Origin of the sequence: Streptomyces sp. NPDC096205, from assembly GCF_044763135.1 — a bacterium.
Taxonomy (GTDB): Bacteria; Actinomycetota; Actinomycetes; order Streptomycetales; family Streptomycetaceae; genus Streptomyces.
This window is the reverse complement of the sequence record NZ_JBIWFS010000001.1, coordinates 304,105-324,809: the sequence shown is the minus strand read 5'-3', so window position 1 is coordinate 324,809 and position 20,705 is coordinate 304,105. Positions and strand designations below refer to the sequence as shown.

Sequence of the window (20,705 nt, the reverse complement as noted above, 5' to 3'; positions counted from 1 at the left end):
GCCGGGGCCACCCCCCGGTCCCGGCCGCCCTCCCTTCCCGCATCCCAGAGAGGTACGCGATGTCAGCCGCCGATCCCCGGCGCTGGTGGGCCCTGCTCGTGCTCGCCGCAGCCCAGTTCATGGTCATCATGGACACCTCGATCATCGGGGTGGCCCTGCCCGAGATGCAGCGCGACCTCGGCTTCACGCCCGGCGACCTGCAATGGGTGTTCAACGCCTACGTCATCGCCTTCGGCGGCCTGCTGCTGCTCGGCGGCCGGCTGTCCGACCTGCTCGGCGCCCGCCGGGTGTTCACCGCCGGCTGGGCGGTGCTGATCGCCGGCTCGGTCGTCGCGGCCGCCGCGCAGACCGCCTGGGTCGAGGTCCTCGGCCGGGCCGTTCAGGGCGTCGGCGGCGCGCTCATCGCCCCGTCCGCCATGACCCTGCTGATGATTCTCTTCGCGCACGACCCGAAGGAACTCGGCAAGGCGATGGCCCTGTACGGCGCGGCCGCGCCCGCGGGCGGCACCGCCGGTGTCTTCCTCGGCGGCGTCTTCACCGAATGGCTCAGCTGGCCCTGGGTGTTCATCGTCTACGTCCCGATCGGCCTGGCCACCCTCGCCGCCACGGGCCTGCTCCCGGCGGTGGCCCCGCGACGCGGAGCCGTGGACCTCCTCGGCGCCGTCACCGTCACCGCCGGTCTCGCCCTGGCCGTGTTCGCCGTCGTACGAGCGCCGGAGGCCGGGTGGGGCTCGGCGCCGACCCTGCTCGAACTCGGCGGGGCCGCTGTCCTGCTGGCGCTGTTCCTCGTGGTGCAGAAGACCGTGCGCGAGCCCCTGATGCCGCTCGGCATCTGGCGCGTCCCGCGGCTGGGCTCGGCCAACCTGGCGATGGCCCTGCTCGGCGCCGCGTGGATCCCGATGTGGTACTTCCTCAACCTCTACCTGCAACAGGTCCTCGGCTACGGGGCGTTCGCGTCCGGCGCCGCGCTGCTGCCGATGACCGGCCTGCTGATGGTCTTCATGACCGCGATCACGGCCCGGCTGCTGGGCCGCTTCGGTGCCAAGCCGCTGATCGGCGGAGGGCTGCTGGTCCTCGCGCTCGGTCTGCTGTGGCTGTCGGCCGTCGAGCCGACCGGCTCCTTCCTGGTCGACGTCCTGCCCGCCTCGCTGGTCGCCGCGCTCGGTATGTCGCTGGCGTACATCCCGGCGATGCTGGCCGCCATGTCGGGCGCCCCGCAGGAGCAGGCGGGCCTCGCCTCCGGCATCGTCAACACCACCTACCAGGTGGGCTCCGCGCTGGGTCTGGCCGCCCTCACCGCCCTGGCCACCTCACAGGGAGCCGACCGGCTCGGTGACGCCGCCGCCCTCACCGAGGGCTTCGGCACCGCCTTCCTCGCCGCCGCGGTCATCGCGGCCGTCGGCGGACTCGCCACCCTGCTCCGGATGCGCGGGGACAACGCCGCGCGGCCCCGCCAGGAGGCGGCGCGGAAGGTGTCCGCCTGACGACGGAACGCCGTACAGCCAGGGGCGTCCGACGGCTCGCCGCAGCCGTCGGACGCCCCTGGGGTCTGCCTACGTTCGCTCAGCCCGTGTGCGTTTGATCATGTGCGTGTACGTTCGATCAGTGGATGTGCGGTCCGCCGGTCGACCGCGGCTTGCCGCGCGGTACGAGCCCCAGGGACACCACCGCCCCGACGGCGGCGACGGCCGCGGCGACGGTGAACGCGTCGGTGAAGCCGCCGACTGTGCCGCGCTCGATGCCGGCCGCGGCGACCGTCGACAGCACGGCCACTCCGATCGAACCGCCCACCTCGTGGAAGGTGTTGACGACCCCGGAGGCCAGCCCCGCCTCCTCGGGGCCGACCAGTGCCAGCGCCGTGGCCGTGGCCGTGACGAACACCGAGCCGAGGCCGAACGACGCCACGACCAGCCCCGGCAGCAGCCCGGTGTACACGCTCCCGTCGGCCGACAGCCGGGTCAGCGGCAGGGTCCCCGCCGCGGCGACGGCCAGCCCCGCCACCGCGGTCGGCCTGCTGCCCAGCGTGCCCACGAGCCGCGCCCCGAGGTGCGCGCCGAGCGCGGTGGCCACCGCGACGGGCAGGAACACCAGCCCGGTGCGCAGCGCGCTGAAGCCGCGCGCGTGCTGGAGATACATCGAGCCGACGAAGAAGTACGAGATGAGCAGCGCGGTCGCGGTCAGCATCAGGAACGCGCCCGCGACCACCGGGCGCCGCGTGAACATCCGCAGATCCATCAGCGGGGCCCGGCTCGCCCGCTCCACGGCGGCGAAGGCGGCGTACAGCACGAGAGCCCCGAGCAGCGGCAGCACCGTGGCCGGGGCGCCCCAGCCGGCGTCACCGGCCTTCACCAGGCCATAGATCAGCGCGCCGGTCCCCGCGGTCACCAGCACCGCGCCGGGCACGTCCAGCCGGGCCGGCCGCGGTGCGCGGCGCGGCAGCAGGGAGGGGAGGGCGGCGAGGGCGACCAGGCCGACAGGGACGTTCAGGTAGAACACCCACTCCCAGCCCGGCCCCTCGGTCAGTGCCCCGCCGAGCAGCACCCCGACCGCCGACCCGGTGCCGCCGATCGCGGCCCAGACACCGAGGGCCTTGTGGCGGGCCGCGCCCAGGAAGGCGGTGGTCACGATCGCGAGGGCCGCCGGCGACAGCAGGGCCGCGCCGACGCCCTGGGCGATCCGTCCGCCCAGCAGCACGGACGCGTCCGGCGCGAGACCGGTGACGAGGGACGCGACCGTGAACAGGCCCAGTCCGGCCAGGACCGTCCGGTGCGCGCCGAGCGCGTCGGCCAGCCGGCCACCGAGCAGCATCAGCCCGCCGAAGGCGAGGGTGTAGGCGGTGACCACCCACGTCAGGGTCTCGCGCCCCAGGTGCAGATCGGCCGCCATGTCCGGCAGGGCGACGTTCACCACGGTGACGTCGAGGACGAGCATGAACTGCGCCAGGCACAGCAGCACGAGCAGGGGGACCGCTCGGCGCGGCGCGGGGCCCGGGGCGTCGTGCGAGGGGCCCGCGGGGTCGGCGGTGGTGTGGTGGGCATGCGTCATGAACTGAACTGTACGGGACAGTACAACTGAACTCAACAGTTCAGTTCATGCGGCTTCAGCCTCAGTGAGACGCCTGCCCTTCCCGTCGTCGTACGCCCACCGCTGCGACGACCGCGCCGAGGACACAGAGCGCACCCGCGACCAGCACCGCCGTGTGCACGCCGTTCATGAAGGCCTGGTGGCTGCCCTCGACCACCGCCGCCCTGAGCCCGCCGGGCAGGTCGGGGGAGACCGGGGCGACACCCATCGCCACCGCGTCCCTGGCCTCGTACAGCCCCTCGGACACCGGGCCCGGGACGCCGGCTGCGGTCAGCTCGGAGGCGAGGGTGGAGCCGACGCGGCTGCTGATCAGGGACACCAGCACGGAGGTGCCGAGGGCGCCGCCGATCTGGAGCGCGGTGGCCTGCAGCCCGCCCGCCACACCGCCGTCGCTGACCGGCGCGTTGCCGACGACGGCTTCGGAGGACGACGCCATCACCATGCCGACACCCAGGCCGAGTGCGACGAACGGCGGCCACATCACGGCGAACGACGACCCGGCGCCCCAGCCGAGCATCACGAAACAGGCGACCGCCTGCAGCGCCATACCCAGCGGCATGGTCAGCCGCGGCCCGAAGCGGTCCGTGAGCGCCGCGCCCAGCGGCGAGGCCACGACCGACGCCAGGCTCAGCGGCAGAGTCCGCACACCCGCCTCGACCGGCGTGAAGCCCCGGACGTTCTGCAGGTAGATCATGACGAAGAAGATCACGCCGAGCAGCACGAAGAAGTTCAGCGCGGTGATGACGGTCCCGATGGTCAGCGCCGGGTTGCGGAACAGCCGCATCGGCAGCAGCGGCGAGGCGACCCGCGTCTCGTACAGCCCGAACAGCACCAGGACGACCACGCCGGCGCCGATCGCGCCCAGCGTGCCGGCCGAGGTCCAGCCCCACGTCTCACCCTTGACCACGCCGAACACGACCGCGAGCAGACCCAGCGCCAGCAGCACGACCCCCGGGATGTCGAACCGCTCACCGGCCGCCGCGCTGTTGCGGGTCTGCGGCAGCACGACCGCGCTGAACACGAGTGCCACGACACCGATGGGTGCGTTGATGTAGAAGACCGACTCCCAGCTGACGTGCTCCACCAGCAGCCCGCCGACGATGGGGCCGAGCGCGGTGGACACCGAGGACACCATCGCCCAGATGCCCACCGCCATGCCGAACTTCTTCGGCGGGAACACCGCCCGCAGCATGCCGAGGGTGTTCGGCATCAACAGGGCGCCGAAGAAGCCCTGGGCGGCACGGAAGACGATCACGCCCTCGATGGAGCCGGCGAGCCCGATGGCGACGGACGCGACGGTGAACCCGGCGACGCCCACCAGATAGAAGGTGCGGCGGCCGAACCGGTCGCCGAGCTTGCCGCCGAGGATCAGGGCGGCGGCCAGGGCCAGCAGATAGGAATTGGTGACCCATTGCAGGTCGGCGGTGGACGCGTGCAGGTCGCGGCCGATCTCGGGGTTCGCGATCGACACGACCGAGCCGTCCAGGCCGACCATGAACAGGCCGAAGGCGACGGCGATCAGCGTCAGCCAGGGGTTGGCGCGCAGGCCACGGGGCTGCTGCGCGGGCAGGGCAGGGGGATGCGGGGCCGAGGAGCCCAGGGCGACGGAGGGCATGGAGGTGCCTTGTCCTTCGTGAAGGTGCGGGGAGCGTGCCCCGCGGGTGATCAACGGGCGGCGTCGTGAAGGTGCCGGTTCAGCGACACCAGCGCGCCCAGCGCGGAGCCGAGGGCGTCCTGCTCGCCGTCGGTCAGGGCGTGCAGCGCCCGCGTCAGTCGGTCGGCCATCAGTTGCTGGACCTCGGTGACCCGCTGCCGCGCGGTCGGGGTGAGGTGCAGATGGGCGACCCGCTTGTCGGCCGGGTCCGGCCTTCGCTCGAGCAGGCCCTGCGCGGTGAGCTGGGTGACCAGCGCGCTGACGTTGTTCGGCTTCATCAGCAGGGCCTCGGCCGCCGCGCGCACGGTGACGCCGTCGTGCGTCTCCACGTGCCGCAGCAGCGCCAGCTGGGCCTCGGAGGGCCGGGGGTGGACATAGTCCCGGCCGACCTGGCGCTCCATGGCCCGGGACAGCGCGGGCAGACACGCCACGAGGCTCGCGGCCATGTGGTCGAGGTCCTGGCTGTCCTGGGGCATGTGACCGAGTTTAGGTATGCCGAGATACCTATGTCAAAGGAGGTAAGCGCCTTCGCCGAGCCGCCCTTCGCCGAGCCGCCCTTCGCTGAGCCTTCACCGAGCCCTTCGCCGACCGCTTCGGCCAGCCCTTCCCCGAAGCACGGAGCAACCGATGGCGCGCGATCTGTGGCCCGGGTCTAGCCTGAACCCCAGGGACCCTGGAGGTAGCAGCCATGGCCGACTGGCGCGGACGCGCGGTACGAGCGGGCAAGCGGCCCTTCACCCGGCCGCCGGCCGCCGCGCGGGTCAGCGGCGCCAAGGAAGAGGCCCCCGAGCACACGATGGACCCGCGCGCCGACGAGGAGCAGGAGCCGGCCTCGGTGTCCCTGCAGCGCACCATCGTCGACGCCGCCCTGTACCGCAACGGGCACCGGATCGACGGCCACGGCTCACTGGCGGAGATCTACCGCAAGCTGCCCGGCGAGCCCGGCACCATGGCGTGGATCGGCCTGTACCGCCCCGCCGAGGGGCAGCTGCTGGCGGCGGCCGAGCAGTTCGGGCTGCACGAGCTGGCCGTCGAGGACGCCATCGTCGCCCACCAGCGGCCCAAGCTGGAGCGCTACGGCGAGACCCTGTTCGTGGTCCTGCGCGCCGCCCGCTATCTCGACGAGGCCGAGGAGGTCGACTTCGGCGAGATACACCTCTTCATCGGTCCCGACTTCGTCCTCACGGTCCGCCACTCCCAGGCCCCCGACCTCGGCGCGGTGCGCGCCCGTCTGGAGAAGGACCCCGAGCTGCTGGCGCTCGGGCCCGAGGCGGTGCTCTACGCCGTGCTGGACGCCGTCGTCGACGGCTACGCGCCCGTCATCGCCGGTCTGCAGAACGACATCGACGAGATCGAGACCGAGGTCTTCGGCGGCGACCCGAAGGTGTCCCGCCGTATCTACGAGCTGTCCCGCGAGGTCATCGAGTTCCAGCGCGCCGCCCGGCCCCTGCTGGGCATCATGCGGGACCTGGAGGCGGGCTTCGAGAAGTACGGCACCGACGAGGAGCTGCAGCGCTATCTGCGCGACGTCGCCGACCACGCCACCACGGCCGCCGAGCGCGTCGACGCCTTCCGGCAGATGCTGGAGAACATCCTCACCGTCAACGCCACGCTCGTCTCCCAGGCGCAGAACGAGGAGATGAAGCTGATGGCGGAGGTCGGGCACGCGCAGAACAACGAGATCAAGAAGATCTCCTCCTGGGCGGCCATCCTCTTCGCCCCGACCCTCGTCGGCACCGTCTACGGCATGAACTTCGACCACATGCCGGAGCTGCACTGGATCTTCGGCTACCCCTTCGCCCTCGCCCTGATGGCGGTCGTCTGCGTGAGCCTCTATCTCGTCTTCAAACGCCGCGACTGGCTGTGAGCGCCCGGCGCAGTCGGTCCGCCGGGATCGGGGTCCGCTTGCTGTGCGTGAGCAGGCTGTCGAAGAAGTCGTCCAGGACGAGCGAGGCCCGGGCGTGCCGGTCGACCAGCGCAGCGATCCCCGGCGGTACGGCCACCGGTGCGCGCCCCGCGACCCATGCGCGCAGGAAGTCCGGGTGCGGGATCTCGCCGCGCAGCCGGTCCAGCAGATGGTGGCGCAGCAGATGGGCGGGCGTGTAGGCGCGGTCGTAGTCGAGGTGGTCGGCGAGGAAGGCGGCCTCCTGCGGGGCCAGCTCGAAGTCCCGGCTCAGCGCGAGGCCCAGGTCGGCGAAGTACACCCGGTGGCCGTCGGTGAGCAGGTTCCGGAAGTGCGCGTCGAAGTGGACCATGCCCCGCCCGCTCAGGAATGACGTGCCCCGCTCCAGCTCCTCCTCCACCCACCGGTACACCCGGGCGTCCGCCACACCGGCCGTCCCGCGCGCCCGGGCCAGCCAGTCGGCGAGGGTGGACGGCACATGCTCCAGGAACAGCACCACAGAGGCGGGCGCACCCGCGATCGCCTCCAGCCTGCGCCGCACGGCCGGCGAACCCTCCCAGTGGGCCACCGCCCCCTCGACGCCCCCGAACACATCGACGAACCCGGTCGGCGGTGCGTCGGCCAGCACCCGCCAGTGGTGGAGCAGCGGAAACCCGCCGTACTCGTCGCGCAGCACCCAGCCGGTGGTCATCACATGGGCCGCCAGCTCCCGCCACGCACCGAACCCGGCCGAGCCGATCCCGTACTGATAGAAGAGCGGCAACGCGAACATGTTGGCCGTGGACCGTACGTTCTCGGGCCGCAGTTCCAGTTCGGTCAGCGGCACCCGCTTGACGAACACCCGCCGGCCCGCCACGTCCATCAGGGCGGCCCGCCCGCCGATCCCGGTCCCGAGCGGCTCGGCGGTGGAGACGGCGTCGGCCAGTCGGCTGTCGCTGAGCAGCGACAGCCTCGTCCCGATGGCGACGTGGTCGGCGAGCCGGTCGCGGTGCGACGACGCCTCCATGTGTGTCCCTCCCCCTTGCCCGGCGGCAATCACCGCCGATGATGTCAGCCCGCGCGGGGGCCGGACATGCGGAAGGGGGCCGCGGCCCGAAGGCTGCGGCCCCCTTTCCGGGACGGACTGTCTGCCGGTCAGGCAGCGGCCCCCGCGCCGGCGTGGCCGTGCACGGCGGTCAGGACGGCGGTGAGCTGCTCGACGACCTCGGCGTCGTCGGCCGGGTGGGTGTCGGCGAAGCGGGTCACGGAGCCGGGCACGGAGAGCTTGACGTCCTCCAGGACCTTGGCGCCGGCGATGCCCACGGCCTTGCGGGCCTCGTCCTGCGCCCACACGCCGCCGTACTGGCCGAACGCGGTGCCGACCACGGCGACCGGCTTGCCGACCAGGGCACCGGCGCCGTACGGGCGGGACAGCCAGTCGATGGCGTTCTTCAGGACGGCCGGCATGGTGCCGTTGTACTCGGGCGAGAACAGCAGCAGGGCGTCGGCGGAGCCGGCGGCCTCACGCAGGGCGACGGCGGCGGCCGGGACGGAGCCCTCGACGTCGATGTCCTCGTTGTAGAAGGGGACGTCGGCCAGGCCCTCGAACAGCTCGATCTGCGCGCCCTCGGGAGCGTGCTTCACGGCCGCCTCGGCGAGCTGACGGTTGTGCGAACCGGCGCGAAGGCTGCCGACGAGCGCGAGGATGCGGACGGACATGACTACTCCCGATGGCTGAAAACTGTTGTGCCGACTGACGATCAAACATCCGGACCGAGGTCCGTTGAAAGTTGTACCACTTACTTGTACCACTAGAACCGGACCGGGGTCCAGTTCCCGCTCCGGAACATCCGGACCGCGGTCCTCTTCTGTGTATCAGTTAACCGGACCGCGGTCCAGTTTCATTCCCGATGGTTTACGCTGTCTTCATGTCCACCGACCTCCCGCTGCTTCAGCCGCCTTCGCAAGAGCCGGAACCGGGTGTCGAACTGCTCCAGCTCGGAACCCCCGAGGACGAGCCCTGCCTGCGTGCCGACGCCGCCCGCAACCGGGCCAAGCTGCTGGACGCGGCCGCCCGGCTGATCGCCGAGCACGGCGCTGCGGGCGTCACCATGGAGGCCGTGGCAGCGGCGGCCCAGGTGGGCAAGGGGACGGTCTTCCGCCGGTTCCGCGACCGCACCGGTCTGCTCACGGCGCTGCTGGACCACTCCGAGCGTCAGTTCCAGGCCGCCTTCATCAGCGGCCCGCCCCCGCTCGGCCCCGGCGCGCCGCCCGTGGAGCGGCTGCGGGCGTTCGGCCACGCCGTGCTGCGCCGCACGGTCGAGCAGCTGGACCTGCAGATCGCGGCCGAGCCGAACACCGAACGCCGCTTCGCCGCACCACCCCGGCGGGCGCTGCACGCCCATGTGGCCATGCTGCTGCGCCAGCAGCTGCCCCAGGCGGACACCGAGCTGCTCGCGCACACCCTGATGGGCTACCTCAACCCCGTGCTGATCCACCACCTGATCAGGCAGTGTGCGATGCCCATGAGCCGGCTGGAGGCCGGCTGGACGGACCTGGTCGCCCGGACCACGGGGACCGAACCGCCCCGCTGACCCCAGAAACCGCCCAACTCCCCACAGGGCACGGCGAGTTCACTTCTACGCGCGGCACGTTCGTAGAACCGTGAAAGACCCGGTCCCGCCCGGAACCCCGCATCCCGGCTCTGCCAAGATGCCTGTGTCATGGTGCAGATACCCAAGCAGTCAACGCCTTCGTCGCCCTCGCCGCCCGCACCGTCCGCCGTGCCCACGAGCGCCGACGTGGCCCGTCTGGCCGGAGTCTCGCGCGCGACGGTGTCCTACGTCCTGAACAACACCAGCGCCGTCCGCATCAGCGAACCCACCCGCCGCCGGGTGCACGCCGCCGCCAAGGAGCTGGGCTACGTCCCGCACGCCGCGGCCCGCAGCCTGCGCGCCGGACACAGCCGCACCGTCCTGATGCCCGCCCCCGCCGTCCCCACCGGCCCGCTCTACAGCCAGTTCCTCAACGATCTCCAGTGGGCCCTCGGCCGCCTGGACTACACCGTCGTGCAGTACGGCACCGTCGGCCTGAACGGCGACGAGGCCGCCCGCGCCTGGGCCGAACTGCGCCCCGTCGCCGTCCTGGTCCCCGGCTCCGGCCTGAGCCCCCAGGGCGTGGCCGTGCTCAAGCGCTCCGGCGCACGCGCCGTCGTCACCATCGGGCCCGCCTCGGTCGAGGGCGCCCACGCCCTGCTCATGGACCACGAGGAGGTCGGCCGCGCCGCCGCCGCCCATCTGTACACCCGAGGCCGCCGCCGTATCGGCGTCGTCGTCCCGGCCGAACCTGGCCTCGACGCCTTCTCCGCGCCCCGGCTCGCCGGGGTCCACCGCGCCCTGCACGGCACCCCGGCCAGTGTGCGCGAACTGCCCCTCGCCTACGAGGAGGAGTCCGCGGCCCGTCTCGCCGCCCGCTGGCCCGACCTGGGCCTGGACGCGGTGTTCGCCTACAACGACGAGTACGCCATGCTGCTGATGCGCGCCCTCCAGGACGAGGGCGTCCGCGTCCCCGAGGACACGGCCCTGATCGGCGCGGACGACCTGATGCTCGGACGGCTGCTGCGGCCACGGCTCAGCACCGTGCACATCGAGCTGCCGTCCGTGCGCGACCTCGCCGAACTCGTCGACCGCGCCGTGCGCAACCCCGCCGCCGCGCCCGAGACCCACAAGGTGCTGGGAGCCACGGTGATCCACCGCGACTCCAGCTGAGGGGTCACTCGTCCTCGACGGTCACTTGCCCTGGGACCCGGCCTGCTGCGCGGCCACCGCCTTGCGCACCTCGTCCATGTCCAGCTTCCGCGCTTGCCCGATCACATCGGTCAGCGCGGCCTCCGGCAGCGCGCCCGGCTGGGCGAACACCGCCACCTGGTCCCGGACGATCATCAGCGTCGGGATCGACTGGATACCGAAGGCCGCGGCCAGCTCCGGCTGCGCCTCGGTGTCGATCTTGCCGAACACCAGGTCCGGGTTGTCCTGCGCGGCCTTCTCGTAGACGGGCGCGAACTGCCGGCACGGCCCGCACCAGGCTGCCCAGAAGTCGATGAGAACGAAGTCGTTCTCGGTGACCGTCTGGTCGAAGTTCTCCTTGGTGAGCTCGACAGTGCTGCTCATGGCGTGAATCCCTCTTCCTGGTGTCGGGGTGAGCCGTCCGGACCAACGCGGAGGGACGGGCGGGTATTCCGTGCGCGCACAGTCACGCAACCGCGCGCGTACCCGTGTGGCCACGCCGCACACCACCCGTAAGACTGACCCCATGACGGAAACGGATTCCAACGCGTACGACGTCGTGGTGCTCGGAGCCGGGCCCGTGGGGGAGAACGTCGCCGACCGCACCCGCGCGGCCGGCCTGTCCACCGCGGTCGTGGAGAGCGAGCTCGTCGGCGGCGAGTGCTCGTACTGGGCGTGCATGCCCAGCAAGGCGCTGCTGCGCCCGGTCATCGCCCACGCCGACGCCCGCCGCCTGCCAGGCTTGAGCCGGGCCGTGCAGGGCCCCCTCGACGCGCCCGCCGTCCTGGCCCGCCGCGACGAGTACACCTCGCACTGGAAGGACGACGGGCAGGTCGGCTGGATCGAGAGCATCGGCGCCGACCTGTACCGCGGCCACGGCCGCCTCACCGCGCCGCGCACCGTGGAGGTCACCGCCTCCGACGGCACCCGCCGCACCCTCACCGCCCACTACGCCGTCGCCGTGTGCACCGGCACCCGCGCCCAGCTCCCCGACCTGCCCGGCCTCGTCGACGTACGCCCCTGGACCAGCCGCGAGGCGACCAGCGCGAAGGCGGCGCCCGCCCGGCTGATCGTCGTGGGCGGCGGCGTCGTCGCGACCGAGATGGCGACCGCCTGGCAGGCCCTCGGCTCCCGGGTCACCCTCCTCGTGCGCGGCAAGGGCCTGCTGGGCCGCATGGAGCCGTTCGCCGGGGAACTGGTCGCCGAGGCGCTCACGGAAGCCGGGGCCGACGTCCGTACCGGCACCTCCGTGCGGTCCGTGGTCCGCGAGAACGGCACCGTGATCGTCACGACCGACTCCGGCGAACGTCTGGAAGCCGACGAGATTCTCTTCGCCACCGGGCGCGCCCCGCGCACCGACGACATCGGCCTGGACGCCGTCGGCCTGGAACCCGGCTCCTGGCTGCCGGTCGACGACAGCCTCCGGGTGACCGGCACCGACTGGCTCTACGCCGTCGGCGACGTCAACCAGCGCGCCCTGCTCACCCACCAGGGCAAGTACCAGGCCCGTATCGCCGGTGCCGCCATCGCCGCGCGCGCCACCGGCGAGACGGCCGACCTGGAGACGCAGGAGCCCTGGAGCGCGCATGCGGCCAGCGCCGACCACGCCGCCGTCCCCCAGGTCGTCTTCACCGACCCCGAGGCCGCCGCCGTGGGCCTCTCGCTGGCCGAGGCGGAACAGGCCGGCCACCGGGTGCGGGCCGTCGACGTCGAGTTCTCCTCGGTGGCGGGCGCGGGCCTGTACGCCGACGGCTACCGCGGCCGCGCCCGCATGGTCGTGGACCTGGAGGAGGAGATCCTGCGCGGCGTCACCTTCGTCGGACCCGGCGTCGGCGAGCTCATCCACTCCGCGACGATCGCGGTCGCCGGACAGGTGCCGGTCAGCAGGCTCTGGCACGCCGTCCCGTCGTACCCGACACTCAGCGAGGTGTGGCTGCGGCTGCTGGAGGCGTACCGGGACAACTGACCTGTCCTGTCAGGGAGTTCACTCCGGCAGTTCTTCACTCGGGCAGGTCGAAGCCGAGCGCCCGTGCCGCGGTCGCGGGCGTCGGCTGGTTCCAGCGCTCCGCCATCGCCTGCGCCGAGGACAGCGAGCGCGGCTCGGCCCGGTCCAGGTAGAGCGTGCCGTCGAGGTGGTCCGTCTCGTGCTGCACGATCCGCGCGGGCCAGCCGGTGAACACCTCGTCCAGCGCCCGGCCGTGCTCGTCCTGCCCGGTCAGCCGCACCATGGCGGGACGGGCCACCACGGCCTGCCAGCCCGGCACGCTCAGACATCCCTCGAAGAACGCGGCCCGCGCGGTGCCGACCGGGCTGTACGACGGGTTCACCAGCACCCGGAACGGCTGCGGCACCCGCCCGCGCGCGAGGCGCACCTCCTCCGGCACCGGCGCCGGGTCCTCGATCACGGCGATCCGCAGCGGCACACCCACCTGCGGCGCCGCGAGCCCCACACCGGGCGCCGCGCGCATGGTCTCCCGCAGCGCCACCACGAACCGGGCCAGCAGAGCGGGCTCCAGCTGACCGTCGTACGGCTCGGTGCCCTGTCGCAGCACCGGGTCACCGGCGGCGACGATCGTCAAGGGGCCGCCGGCGGCGAGGAGTTGCTCGACCTGTTCGGCAAGGGGGGCCTGTGCGCTGGGGGTTGCCATCGAGCCAGGATGCCACGCCGCGTCCGACACCCATCACCGCCCGTGTGACGCAGGCCACTTCGCCGCGCGGGAACTCGGTGCCCGTCTCTCCCGACTCATGGACCGCAACGGCTGACCGAGACCGTTATCCAGCCATGGAGAGACCCACCGATGACCACCGCTCCCTCGCCCGAGACGGACGAGGCACCCCAGCCCGCGACCCCGGCCGCCGCCCGACCGGGCCCCTGGCGGCCCCTGCGGCCCCTCGTGCTGCGCCTGCACTTCTACGCAGGCCTGCTCGTCGCCCCCTTCCTGCTCGTCTCCGCGCTCACCGGATTCCTGTACGCCGGCTCGTTCCAGGCCGAGAAGATCATCTACGCCGACGAGATGACCGTCCCGGTCGGTGACACCAAGCTGCCGATCGCGCGGCAGGTGGCGGCGGCCCGCGCGGCGCATCCCGAGGGCGACGTCACCGCCGTACGGCCGTCCCCCGAGGACGACGCCAGCACGCGCGTGCTGCTGTCCGGGGTCCCGGGCGTCGGCGAGGGCCACACGCTCGCCGTGTTCGTCGACCCGTACACCGCGAAGGTGCGCGGCTCGCTGGAGCAGTACGGGGCGAGCGGGGCGCTGCCGCTGCGGACCTGGATCGACGAGTTCCACCGCGATCTGAAGCTCGGTGAGAACGGCCGCCTGTACAGCGAGTTGTCCGCGAGCTGGCTGTGGGTGATCACCGGCGGCGGACTGGTGCTGTGGTTCTCCCGCGCGCGTGCCCGGCGCAAGCTGCGCGGCAGCAGCGGCCGCCGCCGTACGCTCGGCCTGCACGGCACTGTCGGCGTATGGGCCGCGGCCGGTCTCTTCTTCCTGTCCGCGACCGGTCTGACCTGGTCGACGTACGCGGGCGAGTCGATCGACGAACTGCGCACCGGGGTCGGCCACGCCACGCCCTCGGTGTCGACGACCGTCGGCGGCGCCGGGAGTGCCGGGGGCGGCGGAGGAGGCGGCCACGCCGAGCACGGGGGAGCGGCGGCCGGGTCGGCGTCCGGCGGGGCCTCCGCCGACGGTGTCGGCCTGGACAAGGTGCTGGCCGCCGCCCGTGCCGAGGGGCTCGGCGACCCGGTGGAGATCGTCCCGCCGGCCGACGCGTCCTCCGCGTACGTCGTCAAGCAGGTGCAGCGCAGCTGGCCCGAGAAGCAGGACGCGGTGGCGGTCGACCCGGGCACCGGCCTGGTCGTCGACGTCGTACGGTTCGACGACTATCCGCTCCTCGCGAAGCTGACCCGCTGGGGCATCGACTTCCACACCGGCACCCTGTTCGGCCTCGCCAACCAGATACTGCTGATGGCGCTCATGCTCGCCCTGGTCGCGATGATCGTGCTCGGCTACCGCATGTGGTGGCAGCGCGGCCGCGGCTCCGCCTTCGGCCGGCCGATCCCGCGCGGCGCCTGGGCGCAGGTGCCCCCGCAGATCCTGGTGCCGCTGCTGGCGGCGGTCGCCGTACTCGGGTACTTCCTGCCGCTGTTCGGCATCCCGCTGGCCGCGTTCATCGTCGTCGACGTGATCCTGGGGGAGATCGCGTACCGGCGGGGCGGCCGGGAGTACGGCAGGGACGCGGCGGCCGGGGTGAACTAGGGCCTGTCTTCCGGATCAGGCGGGCTGTGAGGCGCTTCCGCCTCCTGGCGGGGTCGAGCGGGGTCCCCCCACGCCCTTGAGGCAGTGGGGGAGTGCGTGCCAGGCCCCGCGACGCCGGCATGATCCGGAAGACAGGCCCTAGGGCCGCACGCACGGGGACCGCGAGGGCCCGGCATCCGGGGGGATGCCGGGCCCTTCGTGATTGCCGGGGGCTCCTCAGTGCGTGATGACCGGGGACTCCTCAGTGCTGCTCGGCGGCCTCCAGCGCGGCGAGTTCGGCGTTGGCGCGCTCGGCGATCTGGGCCAGGACGCGGCCGGCGGCGGCGAGGTCCTCCGGCGGTATGCCGGCGTAGATCCGGGCCGAGATCGGTGCGGTCTCCGCGCTGGTGGTGGCGTACAGCTCGCGCCCGGCGTCCGTGATCCGCAGCGCGGACCCGTCCTGGCCGGCCAGGCCACGGTCGATCAGTTCGCCGAGGGTGGCCTCGATCTCCGACTCCGGCACCTTCAGGGCCGCGACCGCGTCGGCGACGACGGCGTCACGGGTGACGGGCCCCTCCGCGACGGCCAGCAGCCTGAGCGTGACCGCCTGCTGGAAGGTGGTGCCGTACCGGGCCAGGACGCGCTCCAGTACGGCGCGGGCGGCGTAGTGGGCGAGCGCGAGGCTGCGCGGGGTGACGGCGGGGGAGGGGGCTGCGGTGGTGGTCATGACTGCTCCTGCCTGTTCTCGTTCTCGTGGGAGGGATCAAGCGGTGCGTCGAGCAGGGCCGCGAGGTCGCGGGCGAGGCCGTGGGTGCGCTCGCTGTCGAGCCCGCCCAACGGTGCCAGCAACTGCTCCAGCAGCGCGTGCACGACCTCGATGGCCCGCCGGGTCGTCTCGCGCCCCTGCTCGGTGAGCGCGAGCTGGACCGCGCGCGGGTCCCGCGGATCGCGCTCGCGGGTGACGAGCCCGGCGCTCTCCAGGGAGCGCGCCAGCTTGGACACGTACAGCGGTTCGAGTCCGGTGTGGTCGGCGAGCCGTCGCTGGCTGGGGCGTTCACCGGTGCGGTGCATGCCGTGCAGCGAGGCCACCAGGGAGTACTGCGCGTGGGTGAGCCCCAGCGGGGCCACCGCGCGGTCCACGGCCGTCCGCCACTTCATCGACAGCCGCCAGACCAGGAAGCCGGGCGTCGCGCCCTCGGAACCCTTGCTCATGGCGAATACAGTACATGGCTACTATGTCCATGGCTACTATTTCTTTCGAGAGCCGGGTGATCCCCGGCCGTCGCCCTGACGAAAGGGTGTGCGCGGGGCTAGGTTGTTGGTCATGAGCAATCTCGACCGCGAGGCGGTTCCCGCCGTGTGCGGAGGCCGCGGTTTCGTGGTGGCGGAGCCCGTACGCGAACTCCTCAGCCCGCGCAAGGTCAAGCTCGGCGAGTCGAGCGAGGTCCGCCGACTGCTGCCGAACCTGGGCCGCCGCATGGTCGGCGCCTGGTGCTTCGTCGACCACTACGGCCCCGACGACATCGCCGACGAGCCCGGCATGCAGGTGCCCCCGCACCCCCACATGGGCCTGCAGACGGTGAGTTGGCTGCACGAGGGCGAGGTGCTGCACCGCGACTCCACCGGCAGCCTCCAGACCATCCGCCCGCGCGAGCTGGGCCTGATGACCTCCGGCCGGGCGATCAGCCACTCGGAGGAGAGCCCCCGGGAGCACGCCCGCTTCCTGCACGGCGCCCAGCTCTGGGTCGCCCTCCCCGACAGCCACCGCCACACCGACCCGCGCTTCGAGCACCACGCCGACCTGCCGGTGGTGACGGCGCCGGGCCTGAAGGCGACCCTGATCCTCGGCGCCCTCGACGGCGCCGCCTCACCGGGCACGACATACACCCCGCTGGTCGGCGCCGACCTCGCCCTCACCCACGGCGCCGACGTCCGCGTCCCCCTCGACCCCGACTTCGAGTACGCCGTCCTGTCCATGTCCGGCGAGGCCCACGTCGACGGCGTCCCCGTCCTCCCCGGCTCCATGCTCTACCTCGGCTGCGGCCGCACCGAACTCCCCTTGCGCGCCGAGTCGGACGCGGGGCTGATGCTGCTGGGCGGGGAGCCGTTCGAGGAGGAGCTCATCATGTTCTGGAACTGGATCGGACGGTCCCAGGAGGAGATCGAGCAGGCGCGGCGGGACTGGATGGAAGGGACGCGGTTCGGCGAGGTCAAGGGCTACGACGGTGCTCCGCTGCCTGCCCCGGAACTCCCGGTGACGCCACTGAAGGCGCGCGGAAGGGTCCGCTGACCTGCGGAAATGAGCGACTGCTCATTGATGGGCGGACAGCATGCTGTTGACTGCTGTCCGCCGCCACGGAGTCGCGTGCGAGGCGACGGACGGGCGGCCGCAGAACTGATGCGTACGCCCTGTGCATTCCACGATGCGGCCGTCTGTGGGCAGGTGTGGCAGGACACTTGCTAACCCTTTGCTCACTTTCCTGACTCTCCGTCAGGTTGGCTCGGATCTCTTCGTTCTCGGCTTCGTGGTCGTACCCATGTGCTTCCAGGTCCGGCGGCGGCCAGCGGAACGCGAGCCTCGTGAGTGGTTGGCCGCGAGGGGGACGGTGAGGCGGTCGGGGGTGTGATTCGCGTCCATGAGGTCGCGCCAGGCGAAGGGCACCGGCTTCTGCTCCACGAGTGCGACCCGTCCGCACAGGGTCGGTTCGGGGACCGGGTTGGCGATCGTGCCCGGCTCAGCCGCCCGGTCCAGGCAAGCTGCCAAGTCGCGGTCACATTTCGTCCATCGCAGTCCGTCAGCCTGTGCGAGCAGCAGTGCCATCTCGATGCCCTGGGAACGCGAACGGCGGTTCAGCCCGAAGGCGTTGTGCGGAGCACTGTGCGGGGCCATCAGCTGGTCTCTCCAGGCGCCGTCACGAAGAACGTAGGGTTGCAGTTCGCTGTCCCGGGGCGATTTGGTGAAGAAGCTCCAGCCCTGGGGCGCCAGCCGGTTGACCGTGGTCGCCACGGTGTCCTGCCCGGGGAAGGTGAGCGTGTTGCCGGGCAGATGTGTCTGAATCACGTACAGCGCGGGCAGCAACCACGTCATGGCGGCCAGCATCACCCAGCGCCTGGAGAAGCCGACGCTGCCGCTCGGCTGCTCCACTGTCAGCGGTAGTCGCTCTTTCCAGTCCTTCTGGCTCGGCGTACCCCATTCGTCCTTCCAGCAGCCTCGTCGATCGCGGCCGTCAGCTCCTTGATCGCCTGGCGGGCCTCGGGCGTGCCGTTCTTCTTCAGCTGTCCGGTGCGGTCGCCGATGAAGGCGTCACTCGCCAGCAGTTTCTTGCCGACTGTTCCCTGGCCGAAGTAGAGGCCAGTGAACAGTGCCTTGCCATCGGTGCGGGCATCGGCCACGTCCACCGGCGCCGATGCCTTCACTGTCGAGCCGGCGGGCTCGTCAGCCGCTTGGGCCGCCGTGACGACGCCACCGATCAGGAGCGAGCCTGCAGCTAAGGAGACCAGAAGGGCTCTCTTCACGTTGCGTACCTTTCGCTCGAATGTCCGTCTGTTGCTCGGCCGGCCCCCCGCGTTGTGGTCGAGCGTCGACGCGCCTGCGCTGTCGTGAGATCGACCACGACGTCGTCGGCGAGGTTTCCGCTCAGGCAGCTTTGATGACGGGAGGTTTCCACCGGGCCGGGACGTCAGAGGCGCCACGGCGCGGTGACGGCGAAGGTGGAAAGCGTGTGCCCCGATCTTTCCGCCACGCCTGGCAGGGCCGCCTTGCCGCACATGCTGAGCACTGGCAGGAAACGGCAGGGTGGCCCTCCGGTGGTTGCCGAGGTCTACAAGTTGGCATGCGAGCGACATATGCACACCAGTGGGAATCGGCCCTACCGTCGTGCCACATGCGGCTGCGGTCGCGGCGCGCCCGCTCAGTCGAGTGCGGCGAAGGACTCCACGGCCTGGGTCTTGCCGGTGACGATGATGACGTCTCCCGTGGCGATGACGGTCTCGGCGGTGGCGTACGTGAAACCCTCACCGGACCGTTTGATGCCGACGACCGTGACGCCGTACTTGCTGCGGACCTGGCTCTCGCCCAGCGGGATGCCGGTGGCGATGCCGGGGGCGACGGTCTTGATCAGGGCGTAGTCGTCGTCGAACTCGATGAAATCCAGCATCCGCCCGGTGACCAGGTGGGCGACGCGCTCACCCATTTCGTGTTCGGGCAGGACGACGTGGTGGACGCCGAGGCGCTCCAGGATCTGGCCGTGCTGGCGGCTGGTGGCCTTGGCCCAGATGTTGGGCACCTCTGCCTCCAGCAGGTTGGTGGCGATGAGGATGGACGCCTCGATGTCGCTGCCGATGCCGACCACCGCGCTGGTGAACTCGTGCACGCCGAGCTGCCGTAGTGCCTCGGTGTCGGTGCAGTCGGCGACGGCGGCGTGGGTGATGTCGTCACTCATCTTCTGGACGATCTGCGGGTCGGTGTCGACGCCCAGGACGTCCCAGCCGCGGCGCATCAGCTCGTGGGCCAGGGAGCTGCCGAAGCGGCCCAGGCCGATGACGGCGACGCGTTGGTCGGCGTCCGGGCTGGGTTGGACGGCGAGTTGCTTGGCGCGGCGGCGGCGCAGGTTGCGCAGGTAGTCAACCAATGACGGGTCGCTCCTCAGGTAGCTGGTAGCGGCGGGTGCGTTCACGCAGCGCCAGTGCGGAGACAAGGGTGACGGGTCCGAGCCGGCCGACGAACATGAGCAGGATGACGATCAGCTGCCCGCTGGTGGGGAGGTCGCCGGTGATGCCGGTGGACAGACCGACTGTGCCGAAGGCGGACACCGCCTCGAAGAGCACCTGCTCGAACGGCTTGTCGGCCACTACCAGCAGGGCGAGCGTCGCGGACATCACGAGTCCGACCCCGGCGAGGGCGACGGTCAGGGCCTGACGCAGTACATGCGGTGCGAGCTTGCGGCCCATCACCCCCGAGTGCGGCTCGCCGCGCACCTCGGCGAGCATGGCCGCGCCCAGCACGGCGAATGTGGACACCTTGATGCCACCGGCCGTGCCGGCGCTGCCGCCGCCGATGAACATCAGCATGCAGGTCACCAGCAGGGTGGCGTCGGTCATCGCGCCGATGTCGACGCTGTTGAACCCTGCGGTGCGGGTCATGGCGGAGTGGAAGAACCCGGCGAGGATCTTCCTTTGCCAGTCGAAGGGGCCCAGCGTGCCGTCGTTGCCCCACTCCAGCGCACAGGTCAGCACGGTGCCGACGGTGAGCAGGACTGCGGTGGTGAACACCGTGAGGCGAAGGTGCAGCGACCAGCCGCGCCGCCCTGTGAGCCTCCGGCGCCGGTTGTGCCGCAGCAACTCCAGCAGCACGGGGAAGCCGATGCCGCCGAGGACGACGGCGACGGCGATCGGCAGGGTGACCCAGGGATCCCGGGCGTACTTGGTGAGGTTGTCGACGTGCAGGCCGAACCCGGCGTTGTTGAACGCGGAGACGGAGTGGAAGAACCCGAGATACATGGCGTCCCAAACGGATTCCCCATAGCCCAAGCGCAACCGCAGCGCGAGGACCGAGCCCACCACCAGCTCCACCACGAGCGTGCAGCCGGCCACGCCGAGCAGCACCTTGCGGACGTCTCCGATGCCCAGGCTCTTCGTCTCGGCCTGCGCGGTCAGCTGCATCCGCAGCCGGAGCTTGCCCGAGATCAGCAGCCCCAGCAGCGAGGCCATGGTCATGATGCCGAAGCCACCGACCTGGAAGAGGGCCATGATCACACCCTCGCCGAAGCCGCTCCAGTACGTGCCGGTGTCGACCACCACCAGACCGGTCACACAGACGGCCGAGGTGGACGTGAACAGCGCTGTCACCAGGCCGGTGGACGAGCCGTCTTCGCTCGCCACCGGCAGCATGAGCAGGACGGTGCCGAGCAGGATCACGGCGGCGAAGCCGTTCACGACCGTACGGGCGGGGTGTGCCGTGAACAGCGACTGCCATCTCCGCGCGGCTCCGTGCGTGCGTGTTGCCCTTGTCGCTGGCGCTGCCGCACGTCCGGTCACCCGCCGACTCCTCCACCTCTCGTCACGGC

At 71.8% G+C, this 20,705-nt stretch carries 20 protein-coding genes; 7 read left to right on the top strand and 13 right to left on the bottom strand.

Features of this window, described 5'->3' with window-relative positions; translation table 11 throughout:
* The first annotated feature begins 59 nt into the window (after positions 1-59).
* Entirely contained in the window at positions 60-1,484 is a 1,425-nt protein-coding gene (locus tag ACIQ6Y_RS01490; protein WP_404031252.1) for an MFS transporter, read from the top strand.
* A 118-nt stretch (positions 1,485-1,602) separates the two neighbouring features.
* Here ACIQ6Y_RS01490 and ACIQ6Y_RS01485 read toward each other — a convergent pair whose 3' ends face one another.
* The 3 genes from ACIQ6Y_RS01485 to ACIQ6Y_RS01475 form a co-directional block, all read right to left on the bottom strand.
* Positions 1,603-3,045: an MFS transporter gene (locus ACIQ6Y_RS01485; protein WP_404031249.1), complete on the bottom strand. Its 1,443-nt coding sequence runs from the start codon at positions 3,043-3,045 to the stop codon at positions 1,603-1,605.
* Positions 3,046-3,106: 61 nt separating this feature from the next.
* Positions 3,107-4,699, bottom strand: coding sequence for an MFS transporter (locus ACIQ6Y_RS01480; RefSeq protein WP_404031247.1), 1,593 nt, complete (start codon positions 4,697-4,699; stop codon positions 3,107-3,109).
* 50 nt (positions 4,700-4,749) lie between these two features.
* Positions 4,750-5,214 carry a MarR family winged helix-turn-helix transcriptional regulator gene (locus tag ACIQ6Y_RS01475; RefSeq protein WP_404031245.1) on the bottom strand — a complete coding sequence of 155 codons (465 nt, stop codon included), beginning with the start codon at positions 5,212-5,214 and terminating at the stop codon, positions 4,750-4,752.
* A gap of 212 nt (positions 5,215-5,426) precedes the next feature.
* Between ACIQ6Y_RS01475 and ACIQ6Y_RS01470 the strand changes: the two genes are divergently transcribed.
* Positions 5,427-6,605: a magnesium and cobalt transport protein CorA gene (locus ACIQ6Y_RS01470; protein ID WP_404031242.1), complete on the top strand. Its 1,179-nt coding sequence runs from the start codon at positions 5,427-5,429 to the stop codon at positions 6,603-6,605.
* Here the strand turns inward: ACIQ6Y_RS01470 and ACIQ6Y_RS01465 are convergent.
* Both ACIQ6Y_RS01465 and ACIQ6Y_RS01460 read right to left on the bottom strand, forming a co-directional pair.
* Complete coding sequence (locus ACIQ6Y_RS01465) at positions 6,583-7,647, bottom strand: protein kinase family protein (RefSeq protein WP_404031240.1); 1,065 nt, start codon at positions 7,645-7,647, stop codon at positions 6,583-6,585. The genes ACIQ6Y_RS01470 and ACIQ6Y_RS01465 overlap by 23 nt on opposite strands.
* A gap of 128 nt (positions 7,648-7,775) precedes the next feature.
* Positions 7,776-8,339, bottom strand: a complete 564-nt coding sequence (locus ACIQ6Y_RS01460) for an NAD(P)H-dependent oxidoreductase (RefSeq protein WP_404031238.1) — start codon at positions 8,337-8,339, stop codon at positions 7,776-7,778.
* 191 nt (positions 8,340-8,530) lie between these two features.
* On the opposite strand from ACIQ6Y_RS01460, the gene ACIQ6Y_RS01455 reads away from it, so the two are divergent.
* Together ACIQ6Y_RS01455 and ACIQ6Y_RS01450 are read left to right on the top strand one after the other, a co-directional pair.
* Positions 8,531-9,214 carry a TetR/AcrR family transcriptional regulator gene (locus tag ACIQ6Y_RS01455; protein ID WP_404031236.1) on the top strand — a complete coding sequence of 228 codons (684 nt, stop codon included), beginning with the start codon at positions 8,531-8,533 and terminating at the stop codon, positions 9,212-9,214.
* A gap of 129 nt (positions 9,215-9,343) precedes the next feature.
* Positions 9,344-10,387 carry a LacI family DNA-binding transcriptional regulator gene (locus tag ACIQ6Y_RS01450; protein WP_404031233.1) on the top strand — a complete coding sequence of 348 codons (1,044 nt, stop codon included), beginning with the start codon at positions 9,344-9,346 and terminating at the stop codon, positions 10,385-10,387.
* A gap of 21 nt (positions 10,388-10,408) precedes the next feature.
* Here ACIQ6Y_RS01450 and trxA read toward each other — a convergent pair whose 3' ends face one another.
* Positions 10,409-10,789, bottom strand: a complete 381-nt coding sequence (gene trxA / locus ACIQ6Y_RS01445) for a thioredoxin (RefSeq protein ID WP_404031231.1) — start codon at positions 10,787-10,789, stop codon at positions 10,409-10,411.
* A gap of 142 nt (positions 10,790-10,931) precedes the next feature.
* Between trxA and ACIQ6Y_RS01440 the strand changes: the two genes are divergently transcribed.
* Positions 10,932-12,371: a dihydrolipoyl dehydrogenase family protein gene (locus tag ACIQ6Y_RS01440; RefSeq protein ID WP_404031229.1), complete on the top strand. Its 1,440-nt coding sequence runs from the start codon at positions 10,932-10,934 to the stop codon at positions 12,369-12,371.
* A 34-nt stretch (positions 12,372-12,405) separates the two neighbouring features.
* On the opposite strand, the gene ACIQ6Y_RS01435 is transcribed toward ACIQ6Y_RS01440, so the two are convergent.
* On the bottom strand, positions 12,406-13,053 hold the full coding sequence (locus tag ACIQ6Y_RS01435; protein WP_404031226.1) for a peptide deformylase: 648 nt from the start codon (positions 13,051-13,053) through the stop codon (positions 12,406-12,408).
* A 150-nt stretch (positions 13,054-13,203) separates the two neighbouring features.
* Here ACIQ6Y_RS01435 and ACIQ6Y_RS01430 point away from each other — a divergent pair, with 150 nt between their 5' ends.
* Complete coding sequence (locus ACIQ6Y_RS01430; RefSeq protein WP_404031224.1) at positions 13,204-14,661, top strand: PepSY-associated TM helix domain-containing protein; 1,458 nt, start codon at positions 13,204-13,206, stop codon at positions 14,659-14,661.
* Between the two features lie 241 nt (positions 14,662-14,902).
* Here ACIQ6Y_RS01430 and ACIQ6Y_RS01425 read toward each other — a convergent pair whose 3' ends face one another.
* Positions 14,903-15,367 carry a MarR family transcriptional regulator gene (locus ACIQ6Y_RS01425; protein WP_404031221.1) on the bottom strand — a complete coding sequence of 155 codons (465 nt, stop codon included), beginning with the start codon at positions 15,365-15,367 and terminating at the stop codon, positions 14,903-14,905.
* Positions 15,364-15,852 (bottom strand): MarR family winged helix-turn-helix transcriptional regulator, encoded by a 489-nt coding sequence (locus tag ACIQ6Y_RS01420; RefSeq protein ID WP_404031219.1) that lies wholly within the window; start codon positions 15,850-15,852, stop codon positions 15,364-15,366. Before ACIQ6Y_RS01420 ends, ACIQ6Y_RS01425 begins: the two co-directional genes overlap by 4 nt.
* Positions 15,853-15,964: 112 nt before the next feature.
* On the opposite strand from ACIQ6Y_RS01420, the gene ACIQ6Y_RS01415 reads away from it, so the two are divergent.
* The gene (locus ACIQ6Y_RS01415; RefSeq protein ID WP_404031216.1) at positions 15,965-16,930 is read left to right on the top strand and encodes a pirin family protein; all 966 of its coding nucleotides are present in this window, start codon (positions 15,965-15,967) and stop codon (positions 16,928-16,930) included.
* Positions 16,931-17,131: 201 nt separating this feature from the next.
* Here ACIQ6Y_RS01415 and ACIQ6Y_RS01410 read toward each other — a convergent pair whose 3' ends face one another.
* From ACIQ6Y_RS01410 to ACIQ6Y_RS01395, 4 genes are all read right to left on the bottom strand, one after another.
* On the bottom strand, positions 17,132-17,785 hold the full coding sequence (locus ACIQ6Y_RS01410) for an SdpA family antimicrobial peptide system protein (RefSeq protein ID WP_404031213.1): 654 nt from the start codon (positions 17,783-17,785) through the stop codon (positions 17,132-17,134).
* A 2-nt stretch (positions 17,786-17,787) separates the two neighbouring features.
* Positions 17,788-18,156 carry a hypothetical protein gene (locus ACIQ6Y_RS01405; protein ID WP_404031211.1) on the bottom strand — a complete coding sequence of 123 codons (369 nt, stop codon included), beginning with the start codon at positions 18,154-18,156 and terminating at the stop codon, positions 17,788-17,790.
* A 395-nt stretch (positions 18,157-18,551) separates the two neighbouring features.
* On the bottom strand, positions 18,552-19,271 hold the full coding sequence (locus tag ACIQ6Y_RS01400; RefSeq protein WP_404031208.1) for a potassium channel family protein: 720 nt from the start codon (positions 19,269-19,271) through the stop codon (positions 18,552-18,554).
* The gene (locus ACIQ6Y_RS01395; protein WP_404031205.1) at positions 19,264-20,676 is read right to left on the bottom strand and encodes a TrkH family potassium uptake protein; all 1,413 of its coding nucleotides are present in this window, start codon (positions 20,674-20,676) and stop codon (positions 19,264-19,266) included. Before ACIQ6Y_RS01395 ends, ACIQ6Y_RS01400 begins: the two co-directional genes overlap by 8 nt.
* Positions 20,677-20,705: the final 29 nt, after the last annotated feature.